The sequence below is a fragment of the Paenibacillus sp. BK033 genome, assembly GCF_004345425.1.
Taxonomy (GTDB): Bacteria; Bacillota; Bacilli; order Paenibacillales; family Paenibacillaceae; genus Pristimantibacillus.
In genome coordinates this window covers 192,234-207,917 of sequence record NZ_SLVP01000003.1, presented here as the reverse complement: position 1 = coordinate 207,917, position 15,684 = coordinate 192,234, and the positions used below count along the sequence as shown (strand labels likewise).

Here is a 15,684-nt window from a genome sequence, read left to right as displayed (position 1 = left end):
GAGGGAAAGTATGTCCATCATCGAAGCCAAACAACTGACTAAAATATTCGGGAGTCATCCGGAGCAAGCGATGCAGTTCCTCAAGCAGGGATGGACGAAAGAACGAATTCTAAAAGAAACAAGAATGACAGTAGGGGTAAACCAGGCTAGCTTCTCAATTGAGGCGGGTCAGATCTTTGTCATTATGGGTTTATCCGGAAGCGGCAAGTCCACCTTAATCCGCTTGTTGAATCGATTGATTGAGCCTACATCGGGTCAACTCTTGTTTGAAGGGCGGGATATCGTTCAGATGAGCGCCAAAGAGCTCAGGCAATTCCGCCGCAAAAAAATGGGAATGGTCTTTCAGAAGTTTGCTCTGTTTCCTCACCGCACGGTTCTGCAAAACGTAGAATACGGCCTTGAGATTCAAGGAATCGAGAAGCAGGCGCGTAAGGCAATGGCTGAGCAAGCTTTGCAACTGGTAGGCCTAAACGGATGGGAGAACAGCTATCCGGATCAATTGAGCGGAGGGATGCAGCAGCGTGTCGGCTTGGCCAGAGGGCTGGCCAACGATCCGGACATTCTGCTTATGGATGAAGCGTTTAGCGCGCTTGATCCGCTAATTCGCAAAGACATGCAGGATGAATTATTGCAGCTGCAATCCGCCATGAAGAAGACGATTATCTTCATTACCCACGATCTTGACGAGGCGCTGCGCATCGGGGACAAGATCGCGTTAATGAAAGACGGCGTTATCGTTCAGATCGGTACGCCTGACGAAATCTTAATCAATCCGGCTACCCCGTACGTTGAGAAATTTATAGAGGATGTAGATCTCTCCAAAGTGTTGACCGCTGCTCATGTCATGCGGAAGCCTGCAACGATAACGCTGGAACGCGGTCCGCGTGTTGCGCTTCAGCTTATGAAGGAGCAAGGGGTATCGAGTTTGTATGTGACCGATAAAGGGAAGAAGCTTCTTGGCGTCATCACGGCAGAGCTTGCTTCCGCGGCACTGAAAGAGAATTTGTCGATAGGAGATATTTTGATTAAGGAAGTACCTTCTATTGATTCGGCAACACCGATCAATGAATTGTTTGAACCTATGGCAGCCTCGAGCATTCCGCTCGCGGTAACGGATGACACGAACCGGCTGCTTGGCATCGTCATTCGCGGGGCCGTATTTGCCGCACTTGCCGGGAACGCCATACCAGAGGCAGGTGGTGCAAAATGAATCAAATTCCCAAGCTTCCGTTAGGCAGCTGGATTGAATCGTTGGAAAGCTGGTTAGAAAATCATTTTACCCCTTTGTTTGACTTCATCCGCCTGATTATAGGCTCCATCGTTGATTTTCTGCATAACGTTCTTCTCTTCAGTCCTTCCATCCTTATGATTCTGATTATGACGGCGTTAGCCTGGTTCCTCGGAAAATGGAAGGTTGCCGCATTTGCGCTTGTCGGGCTGCTCTTGATTGATAATCTGGGCTATTGGGAGCATGCCATGGAGACTTTATCCATCGTGCTTACCGCATCGTTGCTCTCCATTATTATTGGCGTGCCAACCGGCATATTGTGCGCGAGAAGTTCATTCTTGCAAGGTATTATAACTCCATTGCTTGATTTAATGCAGACGATGCCCGCATTCGTGTATTTGCTGCCGGCCGTATCGTTCTTTTCGCTTGGGGTTGTGCCCGGCGTTATCGCATCGATTATTTTTGCGGTACCGCCAACGATTCGCCTGACGAATCTCGGCATACGGCAGGTGCCGGTTGAGCTGGTGGAAGCAGCCGATGCGTTTGGCTCCACGCCTAACCAGAAGCTGTTTAAGCTGCAGCTGCCGATGGCGCTTCCTACCATGATGGCGGGAATTAATCAGACGATAATGCTGTCTCTGTCCATGGTCGTTATTTCTTCCATGATTGGGGCGCAGGGACTAGGGGCCGACGTGTACCGCGCGGTGACCCAGACGAAAACCGGAATCGGCTTTGAAGCGGGTATTTCCATAGTTGTATTGGCCATTTTACTTGACCGGATGTCTAACCATATCGTGAAAAAAAATAAACGCTAGAGGTGAAGCACGTTGAAGAAAAAATGGGGATTGGCATTAACCGCGGTAATTGTATTGGCGGCTGCGTTGGCAGGCTGCTCACAGAAAACGGACTCGAAAAAGATCAAACTGGCTTACGTGGCCTGGGATTCGGAGATTGCAAGCACGAATGTCGTCAAATACGTTCTGGAATCGAAATTGGATTATTCCGTTGAGCTCCTTCAGGTGGATGCAGGCCCAATGTGGGCGGGAGTTTCGGACGGCAGCGCCGATGCGATGGTAGCGGCTTGGCTTCCGACAACGCATGCCTCGTATTTGGAGAAGTACGGCAGCAGCGTAGAGGATCTTGGTCCTAACCTGGAAGGAACAAAAACAGGGCTTGTTATTCCTTCTTATATGAAGGAAAACTCGATAGAAGATCTGAACAACGACGCCACAGGCAAATCGGTTGATTATCAGATCATCGGGATTGAGCCTGGCGCCGGCATTATGCAATCGACAGAAAAAGCGCTGAAGGACTATGGTCTGGATGGCAAATGGAAGCTGATCGAAAGCTCCTCGGCCGCGATGGCAACGGAGCTGCAGAAGGCTTACGAGGCGAAAAAGCCGATTATCGTGACGGGCTGGACGCCGCATTGGATGTTTGCCAATATGGATCTGAAATATTTGGAGGATCCAAAAGGCGTGTATGGCGGTGCTGAAAGCATTCATACCATTGCCCGTAAAGATCTGAAATCGGATAAGTCCGATGCTTATACGCTGCTGGACCAATTTACGTGGACGGCGGACGATATGGCAGAGGTCATGGTTGCCATTCAGGAAGGGCAGTCGCCGGAAGAGGCAGCGAAAGCCTGGGCCGACAGCCATTCGGATCAAGTCGACAAGTGGCTGGAAGGCATTAAATAACAACAAAGTTAACCAACCGGAAGATAGGAGAGGCGAGCAAGCAAGCCCTCCTGTCTTCTTTTTTTACATAATTATGTTAGCTGGGGAGAACAATGTAAACAGTAAAGATCTCATTAGAAAGTTGGATGTTAAGTATGGTTTTTATTATTTCTATCGTCATTATTGCCGTATTTGTTTTATGGGGAGCGTTTGCTCCGGATCAGCTTGCCGATGCGGCGAATCAAGTGTTTTCCTTCTCCATCGGAAATTTTGGCTGGTTTTATTTGATGTCCACGCTGTTTATACTTGTTTTTGCCTTCTATATGGCTTTTGGAAAATACGGGTCCGTTAAGCTTGGAACGGATGACGATGAACCCGAGTATTCGACAATTTCCTGGTTTGCGATGTTGTTTAGCGCCGGGATGGGGATTGGCTTAGTGTTTTGGGGAGTTGCGGAGCCTTTATCCCATTATTCCTCCCCGCCGGAGGGGGCAACGGGAGGCACTACGGAAGCTGCCAGACTTGCGATGAGATACTCCTTTTTCCATTGGGGGCTTCATCCTTGGGCGATTTATACGGTCATTTCGCTGGCACTGGCGTATTTCCAATTCCGTAAAGGTTACAAAGGCTTGATTAGTTCTACGTTTATTCCGCTTATAGGAGAAAAGCTCGCGCAGGGTTGGGTAGGGAAAATCATCGATACGCTTGCCATCATTGCTACGGCCTTTGGTGTAGCGACCTCGCTTGGTTTAGGTACTCTCCAAATTAATGGCGGCTTGTCGCATCTATTCGGGCTGCCCAGCTCGATCCTAGTCCAGACCTTAATTATCCTTGTGGTTACCATCCTGTTTCTGTTATCTGCAACAACTGGGCTGGACAAAGGGATTAAGCTGTTAAGCAATCTGAATCTAACGATAGCCGTCATACTCATGCTGTTTGTGCTTCTAATGGGGCCAACGTCTTTTATCTTTGATACCTTCACCTTGTCACTTGGCGGCTACCTGCAAAATATAATTGAAATGAGTCTGCGGCTCACTCCGTTTACGCAAGGAACCTGGGTGGGAGCATGGACGCTGTTTTATTGGGCTTGGTGGATCGCTTGGGCACCGTTTGTAGGCACTTTTATTGCCAGAGTCTCCAAAGGCAGAACGATTAAAGAATTTGTGCTAGGCGTGCTGCTTGTTCCAAGCGCCTTCGGTTTTATTTGGTTTGCGGTATTTGGAGGAACGGGATTGAGACTGGAGATGTTTGACAAGGTTCATCTGGCTCAAGCCGTAAAGGAGGATATGACAACCGCTTTGTTCTTGACGCTTGAGCAGCTGCCTCTTGGAACGATTATATCGGTGGTCGCCACCTTACTGATCATTACCTTCTTTATTACGTCGGCCGACTCGGCGACTTTTGTTCTCGGCATGCTTTCTTCTGACGGCAGGCTGAATCCTTCTAACAAAGTGAAGATTATCTGGGGGGTTCTTCAGTCCTCGATTGCATTGGTCCTGCTAATAAGCGGAGGATTAAACGGGCTTCAGACGGCTTCCATTGCCGCAGCATTGCCTTTCGCCGTCATTCTTATCGGAATGTGCGCCTCCCTGCAGAAGGCTCTTCGGGAGGAAGATAAGCTAAGAGTCAGGAAAGAACGGATCATGAAGAAGCAATTAAAAGCATTGCTTGAAAAAGAATGCAATGAAGCTTAACTTCCGTCAGGTTGCGGCATGCCCCCCTATCCATTATGATAATGGCAGACTTCAAAGGGGGAAAATGTCATGGCGATTCAATTTGACCGGCCGGAAGCGGTAATCTTTGATATGGACGGTACCTTGTTTGAAACAGCTGCCCTGCTGGAAACGGTGCATGAGCGGTTGTTCCGCACCTTGCGCGAGGAAGGACTATACGATCGGACGCCTCCGCTCGATGATTTGCTTGGCTGCCTCGGCATGCTGCTCGAGGACATTTGGCGGAAGCTCATGCCGGGCAGCTCGGAAGCCGCGCGTCTTCGCGCCGATGAGCTTATGGTGCAATATGAGCTCGAGGAGCTGGAAGCGGGAAGAGGCAGATTGTACCCACAAACCGCCGAAACGCTAAAGAGCCTGAAGGAGCAGGGCATCAAGCTGTTTGTGGCAAGCAACGGGCTGGAGGCTTACGTCAAGGAAGTGGCGCGATTCCAAGGGATTGCGGAGCTGTTCGACGGTTTGTACAGCGCGGGCGAATTCCAGACGGCAAGCAAGGTTGACCTCGTCGCCAAGCTGCTTAGCGACCATCGGGTCAAGACGGCCTGGATGGTCGGCGACCGTTCCTCGGACGTGGAAGCGGCCAAAGGCAACGGCCTTGTCGCAATCGGCTGCGCGTATGCCGGTTACGGGCGCGATTCCGAGCTGGCCGACGCGGACGTTTGCATTCAAGCCATGCCTGAGCTTTTAGCCTTGCTGAAATGATGAATAAGAGGGCGTCACAGCGATTAAAATGTGACGCCCTTTTTTGTTCTGTCCCGCTATTGCGTGGCGTTTTTTTTGGTAAGGGGATTCCAATCCAATTTGGATTGTTCCGAGGAATCCCTGAGCAATGGCGATCGGAAGAACATTCGAATGCGCAGTCCATTAGCGAAGTTCAATCGTTTAGAAAATGTTTATCTTTATCTGTTAAGATACTAACGAAAGAATCTCATCCCGAAAGAAGTGCCGCCATGAAAGTAATCAACCGAATCATGCTCTCGAGCGCCTTGTTGGTGATGCTTTCCTTGCTCTCCCTGCTGTCCGTGTTTGGGATTATTTTGTTCTTCGATTCCTTGAACGGCGACGGTGGCAAGGAAATGCTGGATGCCAAGCTATTCAAGGCGGAGGAGCAGATGAGCGGCTTCGATGCCTCTACAGAGCAGTGGGGGCAGCTGCATGAACAGCTTGACTCGTTTGGCTACCGGCTGCTTGTCATGCGGGAAAACAACGTGATCTATACTACGCTGGCCGATTCCGGAGAGGATAGGATCAACAGCCTAACTAATATACGGCTTGGCAAAGACGCATTGGCAGGCAGAGTGCAAGACGCCACTTTTATCGCGATGAATAAAGAAGGTTATTTGATCTATGCCGTGAAGCAAACCGCGGACAAAAGCGGCGGCAATTTCTATGCCATTTTGAGGCCGGCTATTCTAATCAGTATAGCTGTCATTGTCGTAATCGTGCTGCTTAGCCAGCTGTTTACCCGCAGGATGGCTTACCGGATTCTCCGCCCGCTGAACGCCTTGTCGGAAGGCGCGAGACGAATCGAGAACGGTGATTTGGCCCAGCCGATTATTTACAAGGGCAATGACGAATTTGCCTCCGTGTGCACGGCTTTTAACCACATGCAGGAGCATCTGCTGGAAGAACGGCGGAAGAACAATGCCTATGAACAAGCGCGGATTGATCTTGTTGCCGGCATCTCCCATGATCTGCGAACGCCTCTTACCTCCATCAAAGGCTACATCAAGGGCCTTCGCGACGGCGTCGCCCAAACGCAGGAGAAGAGAGAGCAATATTTGAAGATTGCTTATCAGAAGTCGACTGAAATGGACAAGCTGCTACAAAAGCTTTTTTATTACTCGAGTCTGGAAACAGGCAATTTGCCGCTCGCGCTTAAACTTCGGGACCTGGGACAGTTTGCGCACCATTATGCGGCTGCGGTTCATGAGGAGCTTGCGCAAATGAATGCAACCTTGACCGCCAGGATTGAACCCGCTCCGCATCCCGTACGGCTGGATAGCGAACAGATGAACCGCGTAATGGCGAACCTGACCGAAAATGCAATCAAATACGCAGGGGTAAGCCCTCTCCGTTTGAACGTATCCGTCTGGAGGGAAGGGGATTCGGAGCATCTGTTATTCGCCGACAATGGCCAAGGCGTTCCGGAGGAGCATCTTCCTCATCTGTTTGAGCAATTCTGGCGAGGGGATGAGGCGAGAACTCAAACGGACGGGAACAGCAGCGGACTAGGACTATATATCGTGAACTATATTGTAGAACGGCATGGCGGGACGGTCACGGCCCGCAACCATCACGGCTTGCAGATCGAGATCGTGCTGCCCGGCGGAAAGGAGGCAAGCGTTGAGTAAAATCTTAATCATTGAGGATGATCCGGATATCGCCATGCTGGAGAAAGATTACCTGGAGATAAACGGATTCGAGACGGAGATTATCGCGGACGGGAAAGAGGCCGTTACCGCCATTCTTGCGCATCCTTACGATCTGATTCTGCTGGATCTGATGCTTCCCGGGCGGAACGGATACGATATTTGCCGGGAGGTACGGGATAAGACCGATGTTCCGATACTGATGGTAACGGCAAGGACGGAATCGATGGACAAGATCAGAGGATTGGGGCTTGGCGCCGACGATTATATTGCGAAGCCGTTTGATCCTGCGGAGCTGGTTGCCCGGGTTAGGTCTCATCTAAGCCGTTATGAACGGCTGATTGGTTCATCCAGGAATGCAGATCCTGATGGGGACATCACGGTTGCCGATCTGGTTATCAAGCGGGGAAGCTGGAAGGTCTACAAGGCGGGGCGGGAAATCCGGTTCCCGAATCGCGAGTTTGAGCTTCTCTTATTTTTGGCGGAGCATCCGAATAAGGTGTTCTCCAAAGACGTCCTGTTCGACAAAATATGGGGTTACGACTATTCGGGCGACAGCGCAACCGTTACCGTTCATATCAACCGGATTCGGGAGAAGATTGAGGATGATCCGTCCAAGCCCGCTATTATCGAGACGGTTTGGGGTGCGGGTTACAGGCTGAACCATTAAGAGAGACAGATAACCATGCTTGAGCCTTACGCGCTCGGTATGGTTTTTTATTGTTCGTTTATAAATTGTTTATAGGTTGTTCGAGGAATGGTCCGGAAATTTGTCTGGCCGTCTGCCGTTGTTTTCTTTTTGTTTGAGCACTTCATGTTCCGAATCGTTTAGAAATCGTTTATCTTTTCTCACCCGTATATTTAGGTCTGCGGCTTACAATTGGCATATGGAAACCACGACAAATCGGAGGGAAGAACGTGAAACTGACTGTAGACCGCGTAAGCAAGCATTACGGGAAGAAGCAGGCGCTCTCCGGCGTCAGCTTTGAAATGGACAACGGCGTATACGGCCTGCTCGGGCCAAACGGAGCGGGCAAATCCTCGCTAATCCGCATATTAGCAGGTGTAATGGAGGCAAGCGTTGGAGAGGTGCTGGTAGACGGCGTGAACCGGAAGCAATGCGAGCGCGAGTATCGGATGAAGCTTGGTTATTTGCCGCAGTCCCTCGACTTTTACCCGGAGTTCACCGGACGGGACTATTTGCGATATATTGCCGCGCTGAAAGGGCTGAAGGGCATGGCGGTGGAGCGGAAAATAAACGAATTGGCCGAGCAGGTGCGGCTGACGGGAGATTTGGAGCGAAAATGCGTCCATTATTCCGGGGGGATGAAGCGCCGGCTCGGAATCGCTCAAAGCCTGTTGAACGATCCGGAAATTCTTATTCTGGACGAGCCAACCGCAGGACTCGATCCGTATGAGCGAATCAAATTCCGGAATTTGATCTCGTTCATCTCCCGCGAGCGGACCGTGCTTCTCTCCACCCATATCGTATCGGACATTGATTCCATTGCCAAAGAGACCGTTATGATAAAAGCCGGCAAGGTTGGCCGGATGCAAAGCAATCAAGGCTTCGTGAAAGACATGGAGGGCAAGGTGTGGCTGGCCCGCATGCCGGTGGACGAGCTGGTGGTCTATCAGAATGACCATCTAATCAGCCATGTTATGCCGGCAGCAGACGGCATGGAGGTGCGTATTGTCAGCGACGTCAAGCCATTTATGCATGCAGTCCCTACGTTGCCTAGTCTTGAAGATGCTTATTTGCACGAATTCCATTCCGAGGTGCAAGGATGAAGCTATTCCATTACGAAATGAAAAAGCTGCTCGTTAACCGGAACAAGCTTATTTTGCTTGTGGTCTTGTTCGTCATTTATACGGGAGTTGCCTGGGTGTCGGCAAAAGGGATATTCGAGCTCAGTGGCTCGGAAGGGGAAAAGGCGGTGAGTCTCTATACCCGATTGCTGGATGGGCATAGCGGGGCATTGGATCGTGAGCAGCTTGCCTCTTCTCAGGGGATTCGCGATGCCGCTGTTGCGAAATACGGAACGGGAGAAGGGCTGAGCGTAAGGATCAATCGTGATCCGGAACTAAAGTTCCACGTGCGTTATGCGGCATTCGGCAGCAAGGTGGATGAGTACTGGAACGGTCCGGCGGAGCAGGATCAAGATCATATTAAAGGCATCTATCCGTTGCGGGAGAAGCTTGAATCGCTTGAAGAGGAAAAACATACCGCCACGTACGATTACAGGCTGTATTCGAAGGAGCTGGCTAACGAGCTTGCGATAGGCGAGCCGGTTTTCGAGAATGCAATCTTCTGGAATTTCTTCTTTATCCGGTTTGACGGATTTATGATTGTCTTTTTGCTGCTGCTTGTCCTGACCTACTTCATGGCGCCGTTGTTCACGCAGGAGGTCCGAACGGAGATGGACAGCATTCTGCTAAGCACGGTAAAAGGCCGGAAGGAGATTGTAACGGCGAAGCTGTTGAGCGCCGGTCTAACGGCCGTCGTTATTACCGCTGCGTATCTGATAGGATCCTTTATCGGGACCTGGCTGGGGTACGGGGATTTAAGCGGTTTTTCCGCGCCGCTTCGCAGTCTGGAAGGGTTTGAGTCCTCCGCGCTTCCTTTCTCGATTGGCGGGACTGTCTTGCTGGGCGCCGTGTGGCTGATCGCTTCGGCTGCTGCTTTCAGCATGGCGCTTGCTTTTATCTCATCCAAGCTGAAGGGTCAAAGCTCGGCATTCGGAATCGGGATGGTTATTCTTCTTGCAGGCTCTCTGTCTAATTATTTCAGCAACGGGATCAAGAAGCTGATCTGGCCGATTGTCGATTTCAATTACGGCTCTCTTGCCATGGTGAATACGATCTTTGGCGAGCCGAGGTATTACGACTTGTTCGGTTTCCCGTTATCTTACGGCTTGGCTGCTTGTCTTGTAGGCTGCCTCCTCGCCACTGGCGCGGTGCTGCTTACTTATGCTGCGCAGAAGAGGCGGTCGGTGGCATAGCCTCATCCCGCAGCCACTCGAACCGCAGCGTTGGCTTGCCGGTAGGTCCGGTCGACATGGAGACCGCCTTCATGCCAAGGCGAAAGAAGAGAGTCAGGCTGGGCACGTTGTCGAGCGCAACCTGGCAGGTCAATCTTCCCAGCTTGTTCATAATGGCTTCCATTACCGCGTTCCCGACCCCAAGCCCGCGAGCCTCGGGGTGGGTTACAACGATGCAGCACTTTTCGCCTGCTTCCTCCGCATAGCCAAGTCCTACGATCCGGCTGCCAAACCGCGCAACCGCCATAACGGTCCCGCTCTCCTCCTGCGAGAGCAGCTCGGGAGGCAGACGGCGAAGAGAATGGATGGCTGCAACCGTAAGCCGCTTCTCCCCGAAACGGACGGCAAAATCAATGAGTCTCTTGCGTTCTTTCGCCCATAATTCGGGGGTAAGCAGCTGCAGTTCCATTATCTCGTCGCCTCCTGCTTCACTCGCTCGTTTCTCATCCTGGCCAGATAGGTGCTGTATTGGAAAATCCGTTCAAGCGACTTCTGCCGGATATGCGGCTCGTCAAACTTCATCGGCTTGGAGTTGGCTTCGAAAAACCAGATATGGCCTTGACTGTCTATGCCCAGGTCCATGGACATTTCGCCAAGCATAAAGCCGGACCCTTTTTCTATCTGTCTGGCGATCATAATGGAGGTTTGCTTGGCTTTAATCAGTATCCTTCTCGCCTGATCGGCGTTGAAGGAGCTTTTCAGCAGCTTCTCGGGATCTTCGATGGAGCCGCCCCTCGGGACATGGGTCGTAATGCTGGAGGACCCTGCTACCCTTGCGCCGATGCCGGTCAAATCCCATTTGCCGCGTTCGTTTTTTTGCACGAGAGCCCTGAGATCAAACCGGCGGTCGTTAAAGGAAGCAAGCTGAATGCCTTGCTGGGCGATATAAGGCTCGCTGCCGCATTCCTTCTTGATGCGGTTCCACAGCTTTTGAAAATCCGCGCAGCTGAAGGTAGAGCTTTTTTTGTTCTCCTGCACCTTAAGCAAATACGGAAGCGGCTTGTCGGGCTGCACCTTGACGGTCATAATGCCTTTCCCCGCTTTGCCGCTTTCCGGCTTCAGGTAGAGGAAGGAATGCTTTTGCAGCATTCTCTCCAGCCTGGCTGCCGTCAGCAGCTTGCGGGTTGCCGGGATAAACGGTTTGGTCGACTTGCTGCCGCGCAGCCATTCGAACAAATACCATTTGTTGAAGAAGGAAGGGTTGAACAATTTGATCCGCGGATCCCGCATGCAAGCCGCAATTTTGTTGCGGACGGCAGGAAGCATTTCGTCCTCGCGCTGCGGAATCCGGTTATAGATAATATCCGGGAAAGGCAGCAATCGCTGCTGCCATGTATCCTTCTGTTCACTATAGACAAATCCCCGCAGATTCGGACGGTTCAAGATCAGGTTTTTTACGGTGAGCACATAGACGAGAAATCCTCTTTCCTGGCCCGTTTTGATAATGTCCGCGAAGTTATTCCGGTTACCCCGGAATAACTGTTCCTCGTTCTCAATCGTCAGTATGGCGAGTACCAGGCGTCCAGCCGGCCGATCATACACCTCTTCTTTCTTCGATGCTCTAAGCTCCATTAGCTGTTCCCTCCTTGAAACTTGCTGAGGTACAAGCAATGATCGATGATGCAGTCTACGGATGCACGGCCTTCCGCTTCGAGGGAAGGGTGCTTGAAGATGGAGCGTCCCGGCTTTGCATTGGCTTCGAACATCCAGATATCGTTATCCTTGTCGATGCCGATATCGAGGCCCAGCTCGCCAAGCCGGTGCGGATAATTACGCTCAATCGCCTCAGCCATTTTGATGGAGACCTTCTTCGCATTCTCCAGGATCTCTTTGCCTTTTGCGCCGAATGCGCGGTTCAGCGCCTGCTCCGGCGTCATAAGCGAGCCGCCGTTTTTCACATGGGTCGTTACGCTGCCTTTTCCGGCTTTTTTCGCTCCGATGCCTGCCGGCACCCACTCGTTCTTGCCGTTCTTGTGCATATGGAAGCGGAAGTCGAGCGGGCATCCGTCGATTTCCACCAGCCGGATCCCTTGCTGCGCCACATAGCTGCTCAAGGTTGCTCCGTGACGCGCCTGCAGCATTTTATACAGGCTGTTGAAGGAGGAGAAGCGCAGCAGGACGTTTTTTCCGTTCTTCCGGTAGCGGGCGAAGTAGCCGCGCTTCGGATGGTAGGTGAGCCGGTAAATGCCAACGCCGAGGCTGCCTGCGGTTGGTTTGAAATAGACGAAATGATGCTTCTCCAAAAGCTGCTTCAGCTTCTCGCCCGTCGGGGCGGATACGGATTCCGGTAAATGCTGGAGAGCCTCCGGATCGTTATCCAGCAGCTTATACACGTCCGATTTGTTGAAGAAGCCCCAGTTGAAGAAAGGAATCTTCTTGCGAAGCAGCCTTTCGCGGAGTGACCCGATATAATTGGACGTCTCCGCTTTGCGGCTCCGGAGCCGGTTATAGATGACATCGGGCAGCGGAACGGTCTTGCGGTACCAGCCTCCCTGCGAGTTGAGGAAGTAGCCGAGTACCGTCTCCTGCTGCCAATTGATATCCTGGGGGGTAAAACCGAAGAGAAAAGCCTTCCGGTCGCCGGAACGGATAATCTGCTTGATGAAATTTGTTCTCATGCCAAAGGGCTGGCTATCCGATTGGGAATAGCCCGAATCGCTCAATACGCCGATGAGCGGCCCGATCTGCACCTCGTTTTCGCCGTTTTTGTGGACGAAGATGCTGCCCGTTTTGGGTACCCGAATGTATTGCCTGACCCCGGCGGATAAATAAAGATGATTGCCTTGTCGCCTGACAGGCCTGACGGCAGTCGTTATCACTTCTTTGCCAAGCTTCAGGTGAACGGTTTTTTTGCCGGACAGCTTCAGCTCCTTGAGAAGCGTGTTGGATAAATAGATGACTTTATCCGATTGTTGCGAGAAATGAACGTTACAAGTTGTCAAGCTCATGGGTGAACCTCCTGAACGTTATCAGACCGGATCCTCCTGCCTACCTGACAGTCTTGGATCTGACCTGTTGCGGAGTCATTTATGATCAAAGGTTTGTTAAGCCGCTGCGCGAGCAGGCGGGCATACCGGAGCGGCAGCTCCACCGACAGGCGCGCTGCCTCGTCGTCGCCGGATTGCTGAAAGGAGGAGCGTCCCGGTCTGGAGTTGACCTCCAGCAGCCATATTCGTCCGTCCGGCTCGATTCCGAAATCAATGCCCAGCTCGGCTAATCGTCCGTAGTTGTGCTCCAGCTTTTCTGCTGCCTGGAGGCTGGCTTCCGTTATTTCGTTCATCATCCGTTCAGCCTTTGCTTCGCCAAACAGAAGGGACAGGTAATCGGCGGGCTGGCTTGCCGTGCCGCCGCCATGCAAATTGGAAGTGACGCTTCCTGTGCTTCCGGCACGAACCGCCGCGCCGGTAACGCCCCAGCGTCCTTTTCCGTTTTTCTGCACAAGCACGCGAAGGTCAAACGGGTTGCCGTTAGGATCGGCCAGCCGCAGATAGGGCTGCGCGATATACGACGCCTTCCCCGTAAATCGTCTTATCCAGCGCGACAACGAGGAATAATGGGCGAAGCGATGCCGGAACAGGAGATTGCTTCCGGTTCGTCCGGCGGCTATCCACTCGCGGGTCGATGGCGATAGCTTCAGATGAACAGCCCCTTTGCCCTGCATGCCCGCTGAAGGCTTCAGAAACAGCTCCCCGTTATAACTATTCAGAAGGCGCAGGAGAGTGTCCGGGCGGTTGAGCCGGATTGTGGAAGGGAGCAGCGGAGCCAGTGCAGAGTCCTGTCGGAGCGTACCGTACACCTCCCATTTGCCGGGAAGGCTTCCGTTTAGCGTCGTCACGGGCTTTTGTTCACGGATGGCGGCAAGCACCGCTTTGCAGAGCAGGCGTTCCTCAGCCGTTCGATAGAAGCAGCGGTCGTAGAGAATATCCGGGAGCGGGCAGGGTTCTTTCACCCAGCCGCCGTCACGAAGCCGGAAGGCAGTCAGCTGCCCGGTTTTTTCCTCGTATTCGGCGGGGGAGAAGACATACAGGTCGATTGCGAGACGGCCTGCCGCTTCGCTGAGCTTTTGCGCGAATGCCGGCTCCGGCAGCTTAATGCCGCAAGCTTTGCCTGATGCCTGATTCTCCGGCTCCGCGCCGGCCTCTATCGAAGCGACATACAGTCCTACTCTCACAAGCGTTGCCCTCATAAGGCCCTCCGGTTAGAATCCCGACAGGAAGCGGGAGTATTGGATGACGTTCCGGACCGATGGACGGATCTTGTTGTCATTTTCCTGGTTGAGAGGCGTGTTGTCGCTTTTCGAAGGCTTGGAGTTAACCTCCAGCAGCCATACGCGGCCGCTGGTGTCCAGCGCCAAATCGATTCCCAGCTCGCCGAAATGCGCCGGAATATGCTTATCGATGCCTTCGGCAATCGCTAGTGCTGCTGTTCGAAGACGTTTGGAGGCCCCTTCCTTGCCGGCGAAAATATTGGAGCGCGCGACAGCTTCGCTAACCGTGCTGAGCGTTCCGCCGCGTGCGAGATTGGAGACGAAATGCTGGCTGCTCGCGGTACGCGCGACAACCGATGTCAGCGTCCATTTGCCTGTTGCGTTCTTCTGGACCACAGCCCGGAAGTCGACCGGCCGCTTCTGGATCTCGATCAGATTAAGTCCTTGCTGGGCTTGATATTTAATGGTTTTCATCTTGGTTGAAATGTTCGAGAACAGCTTCATAAGGTTCGGATATACCTGCCGCCTTGTTCCCGTGCCGGTTGTGAAATGCGCCTGATAGCTGTCTCCCTCAAGCCTTGTCACTCGGATAATGCCTTTGCCGAGACTGCCTTTGGAGGGCTTGAGGAATACATTGGCGTAACGGGAGCACATCGATTTCAGCGTCGTATAATTGCGGAGAAAGTGGGATTCCGGCAAATAGCGGCGGACGCTTTCATCCTTTTTCAGCGCATCGAAGACTTCCATTTTGTCCAGGAACTTTTCGTTAAACACGCTGACGTGATGCGTACTCTTTATCTCTTTGAAGAACTGCTGCACATGAGCACGGCTCTCCAGCTTGCGAGACGTCAGGCGGTTGTTCACGACATCCGGCAGCGGAAGCTTTGCTCTCTTCCAACCGTTCGCAAAGGTCCAGCCTTCGATCTGCTTGTCGCTGCTTCCCGAAATATGGTTCGGAGTGAAAAAGTAAACATGCGCTCCCTGATTCGCGCAGCCGTCGATCAATTCCTTGCAGAACATCGTAATGGTGCCAAACGGTTTGTCGGGCGTACTCGGATAATCACGGCTGATCAGAACGCCGATCAGAGGCCCAAGCCGGAGCGTGGAAGACGAGGAATCGTAGCTCAGGCGAAGGGCGGTGCTGCCAAGGATGCCCATCTGTCTGGCAAGCGATTGGTTCATGCGCATTCCGTCGTACTTCGGTACCGGTATTACCTTCACCGTTTTCTTGAATGTTCCGAACCGCAAGACGATCGACACGCTGTGAGAAATATGCCATTGCTTCAGGTAGGCTTCACCGAGCATAATCGTATCTTCCGGAAGCATGCCGGAGCTTATAAGCTGAACGGCTACTTTCGATTTTTGCATTGTGTAAATCTCCTTCCAAGCAGGAGGATGACGAAAAGCGGATAAAGGCCCATAGGTGT

14 protein-coding genes are annotated in these 15,684 nt (G+C 52.3%); 9 read left to right on the top strand and 5 right to left on the bottom strand.

What is annotated here, in order from left to right:
- Positions 1-10: 10 nt before the first annotated feature.
- The 9 genes from EV294_RS13235 (at position 11) to EV294_RS13195 (ending at position 10,011) form a co-directional block, all read left to right on the top strand.
- Positions 11-1,210, top strand: a complete 1,200-nt coding sequence (locus EV294_RS13235; protein WP_132307449.1) for a quaternary amine ABC transporter ATP-binding protein — start codon at positions 11-13, stop codon at positions 1,208-1,210.
- Positions 1,207-2,043 (top strand): ABC transporter permease, encoded by an 837-nt coding sequence (locus EV294_RS13230; RefSeq protein ID WP_132307447.1) that lies wholly within the window; start codon positions 1,207-1,209, stop codon positions 2,041-2,043. Before EV294_RS13235 ends, EV294_RS13230 begins: the two co-directional genes overlap by 4 nt.
- 12 nt (positions 2,044-2,055) lie before the next feature.
- Positions 2,056-2,928, top strand: coding sequence for a glycine betaine ABC transporter substrate-binding protein (locus EV294_RS13225; RefSeq protein ID WP_132307445.1), 873 nt, complete (start codon positions 2,056-2,058; stop codon positions 2,926-2,928).
- A gap of 134 nt (positions 2,929-3,062) precedes the next feature.
- Entirely contained in the window at positions 3,063-4,601 is a 1,539-nt protein-coding gene (locus tag EV294_RS13220; RefSeq protein WP_132307443.1) for a glycine betaine uptake BCCT transporter, read from the top strand.
- A 69-nt stretch (positions 4,602-4,670) separates the two neighbouring features.
- Positions 4,671-5,339, top strand: a complete 669-nt coding sequence (locus EV294_RS13215) for an HAD hydrolase-like protein (RefSeq protein ID WP_132307441.1) — start codon at positions 4,671-4,673, stop codon at positions 5,337-5,339.
- Between the two features lie 248 nt (positions 5,340-5,587).
- Positions 5,588-6,991, top strand: coding sequence for a HAMP domain-containing sensor histidine kinase (locus EV294_RS13210; protein ID WP_165930678.1), 1,404 nt, complete (start codon positions 5,588-5,590; stop codon positions 6,989-6,991).
- Positions 6,984-7,679, top strand: coding sequence for a response regulator transcription factor (locus tag EV294_RS13205; protein ID WP_132307437.1), 696 nt, complete (start codon positions 6,984-6,986; stop codon positions 7,677-7,679). Before EV294_RS13210 ends, EV294_RS13205 begins: the two co-directional genes overlap by 8 nt.
- 248 nt (positions 7,680-7,927) lie before the next feature.
- The gene (locus tag EV294_RS13200; protein ID WP_132307435.1) at positions 7,928-8,800 is read left to right on the top strand and encodes an ATP-binding cassette domain-containing protein; all 873 of its coding nucleotides are present in this window, start codon (positions 7,928-7,930) and stop codon (positions 8,798-8,800) included.
- Complete coding sequence (locus EV294_RS13195; RefSeq protein ID WP_132307433.1) at positions 8,797-10,011, top strand: ABC transporter permease; 1,215 nt, start codon at positions 8,797-8,799, stop codon at positions 10,009-10,011. The genes EV294_RS13200 and EV294_RS13195 overlap by 4 nt, the downstream gene beginning before the upstream one ends.
- Here EV294_RS13195 and EV294_RS13190 read toward each other — a convergent pair.
- From EV294_RS13190 to EV294_RS13170, 5 genes are read right to left on the bottom strand one after another with little or no spacing between them, the layout of a single operon-like run.
- Positions 9,974-10,459, bottom strand: coding sequence for a GNAT family N-acetyltransferase (locus EV294_RS13190; protein WP_132307431.1), 486 nt, complete (start codon positions 10,457-10,459; stop codon positions 9,974-9,976). The genes EV294_RS13195 and EV294_RS13190 overlap by 38 nt on opposite strands.
- A complete protein-coding gene (locus tag EV294_RS13185; protein WP_132307429.1) occupies positions 10,459-11,622 on the bottom strand; it encodes a YheC/YheD family endospore coat-associated protein in 1,164 nt (387 codons plus the stop codon). The genes EV294_RS13190 and EV294_RS13185 overlap by 1 nt, the downstream gene beginning before the upstream one ends.
- Positions 11,622-12,998 carry a YheC/YheD family endospore coat-associated protein gene (locus EV294_RS13180; RefSeq protein WP_132307427.1) on the bottom strand — a complete coding sequence of 459 codons (1,377 nt, stop codon included), beginning with the start codon at positions 12,996-12,998 and terminating at the stop codon, positions 11,622-11,624. The genes EV294_RS13185 and EV294_RS13180 overlap by 1 nt, the downstream gene beginning before the upstream one ends.
- A complete protein-coding gene (locus EV294_RS13175) occupies positions 12,995-14,236 on the bottom strand; it encodes a YheC/YheD family endospore coat-associated protein (protein WP_132307425.1) in 1,242 nt (413 codons plus the stop codon). Before EV294_RS13175 ends, EV294_RS13180 begins: the two co-directional genes overlap by 4 nt.
- A gap of 12 nt (positions 14,237-14,248) precedes the next feature.
- The gene (locus EV294_RS13170) at positions 14,249-15,625 is read right to left on the bottom strand and encodes a YheC/YheD family endospore coat-associated protein (protein ID WP_132307423.1); all 1,377 of its coding nucleotides are present in this window, start codon (positions 15,623-15,625) and stop codon (positions 14,249-14,251) included.
- Positions 15,626-15,684: the final 59 nt, after the last annotated feature.

Coding starts and splice junctions, on each gene's coding strand:
- EV294_RS13235 (WP_132307449.1), top strand. CDS start 11: ATGTCCATCATCGAAGCCAAACAACTGACTAAAATATTCGGGAGTCAT.
- EV294_RS13230 (WP_132307447.1), top strand. CDS start 1,207: ATGAATCAAATTCCCAAGCTTCCGTTAGGCAGCTGGATTGAATCGTTG.
- EV294_RS13220 (WP_132307443.1), top strand. CDS start 3,063: ATGGTTTTTATTATTTCTATCGTCATTATTGCCGTATTTGTTTTATGG.
- EV294_RS13215 (WP_132307441.1), top strand. CDS start 4,671: ATGGCGATTCAATTTGACCGGCCGGAAGCGGTAATCTTTGATATGGAC.
- EV294_RS13210 (WP_165930678.1), top strand. CDS start 5,588: ATGAAAGTAATCAACCGAATCATGCTCTCGAGCGCCTTGTTGGTGATG.
- EV294_RS13195 (WP_132307433.1), top strand. CDS start 8,797: ATGAAGCTATTCCATTACGAAATGAAAAAGCTGCTCGTTAACCGGAAC.
- EV294_RS13190 (WP_132307431.1), bottom strand. CDS start 10,459: ATGGAACTGCAGCTGCTTACCCCCGAATTATGGGCGAAAGAACGCAAG.
- EV294_RS13185 (WP_132307429.1), bottom strand. CDS start 11,622: ATGGAGCTTAGAGCATCGAAGAAAGAAGAGGTGTATGATCGGCCGGCT.
- EV294_RS13180 (WP_132307427.1), bottom strand. CDS start 12,998: ATGAGCTTGACAACTTGTAACGTTCATTTCTCGCAACAATCGGATAAA.
- EV294_RS13175 (WP_132307425.1), bottom strand. CDS start 14,236: ATGAGGGCAACGCTTGTGAGAGTAGGACTGTATGTCGCTTCGATAGAG.
- EV294_RS13170 (WP_132307423.1), bottom strand. CDS start 15,625: ATGCAAAAATCGAAAGTAGCCGTTCAGCTTATAAGCTCCGGCATGCTT.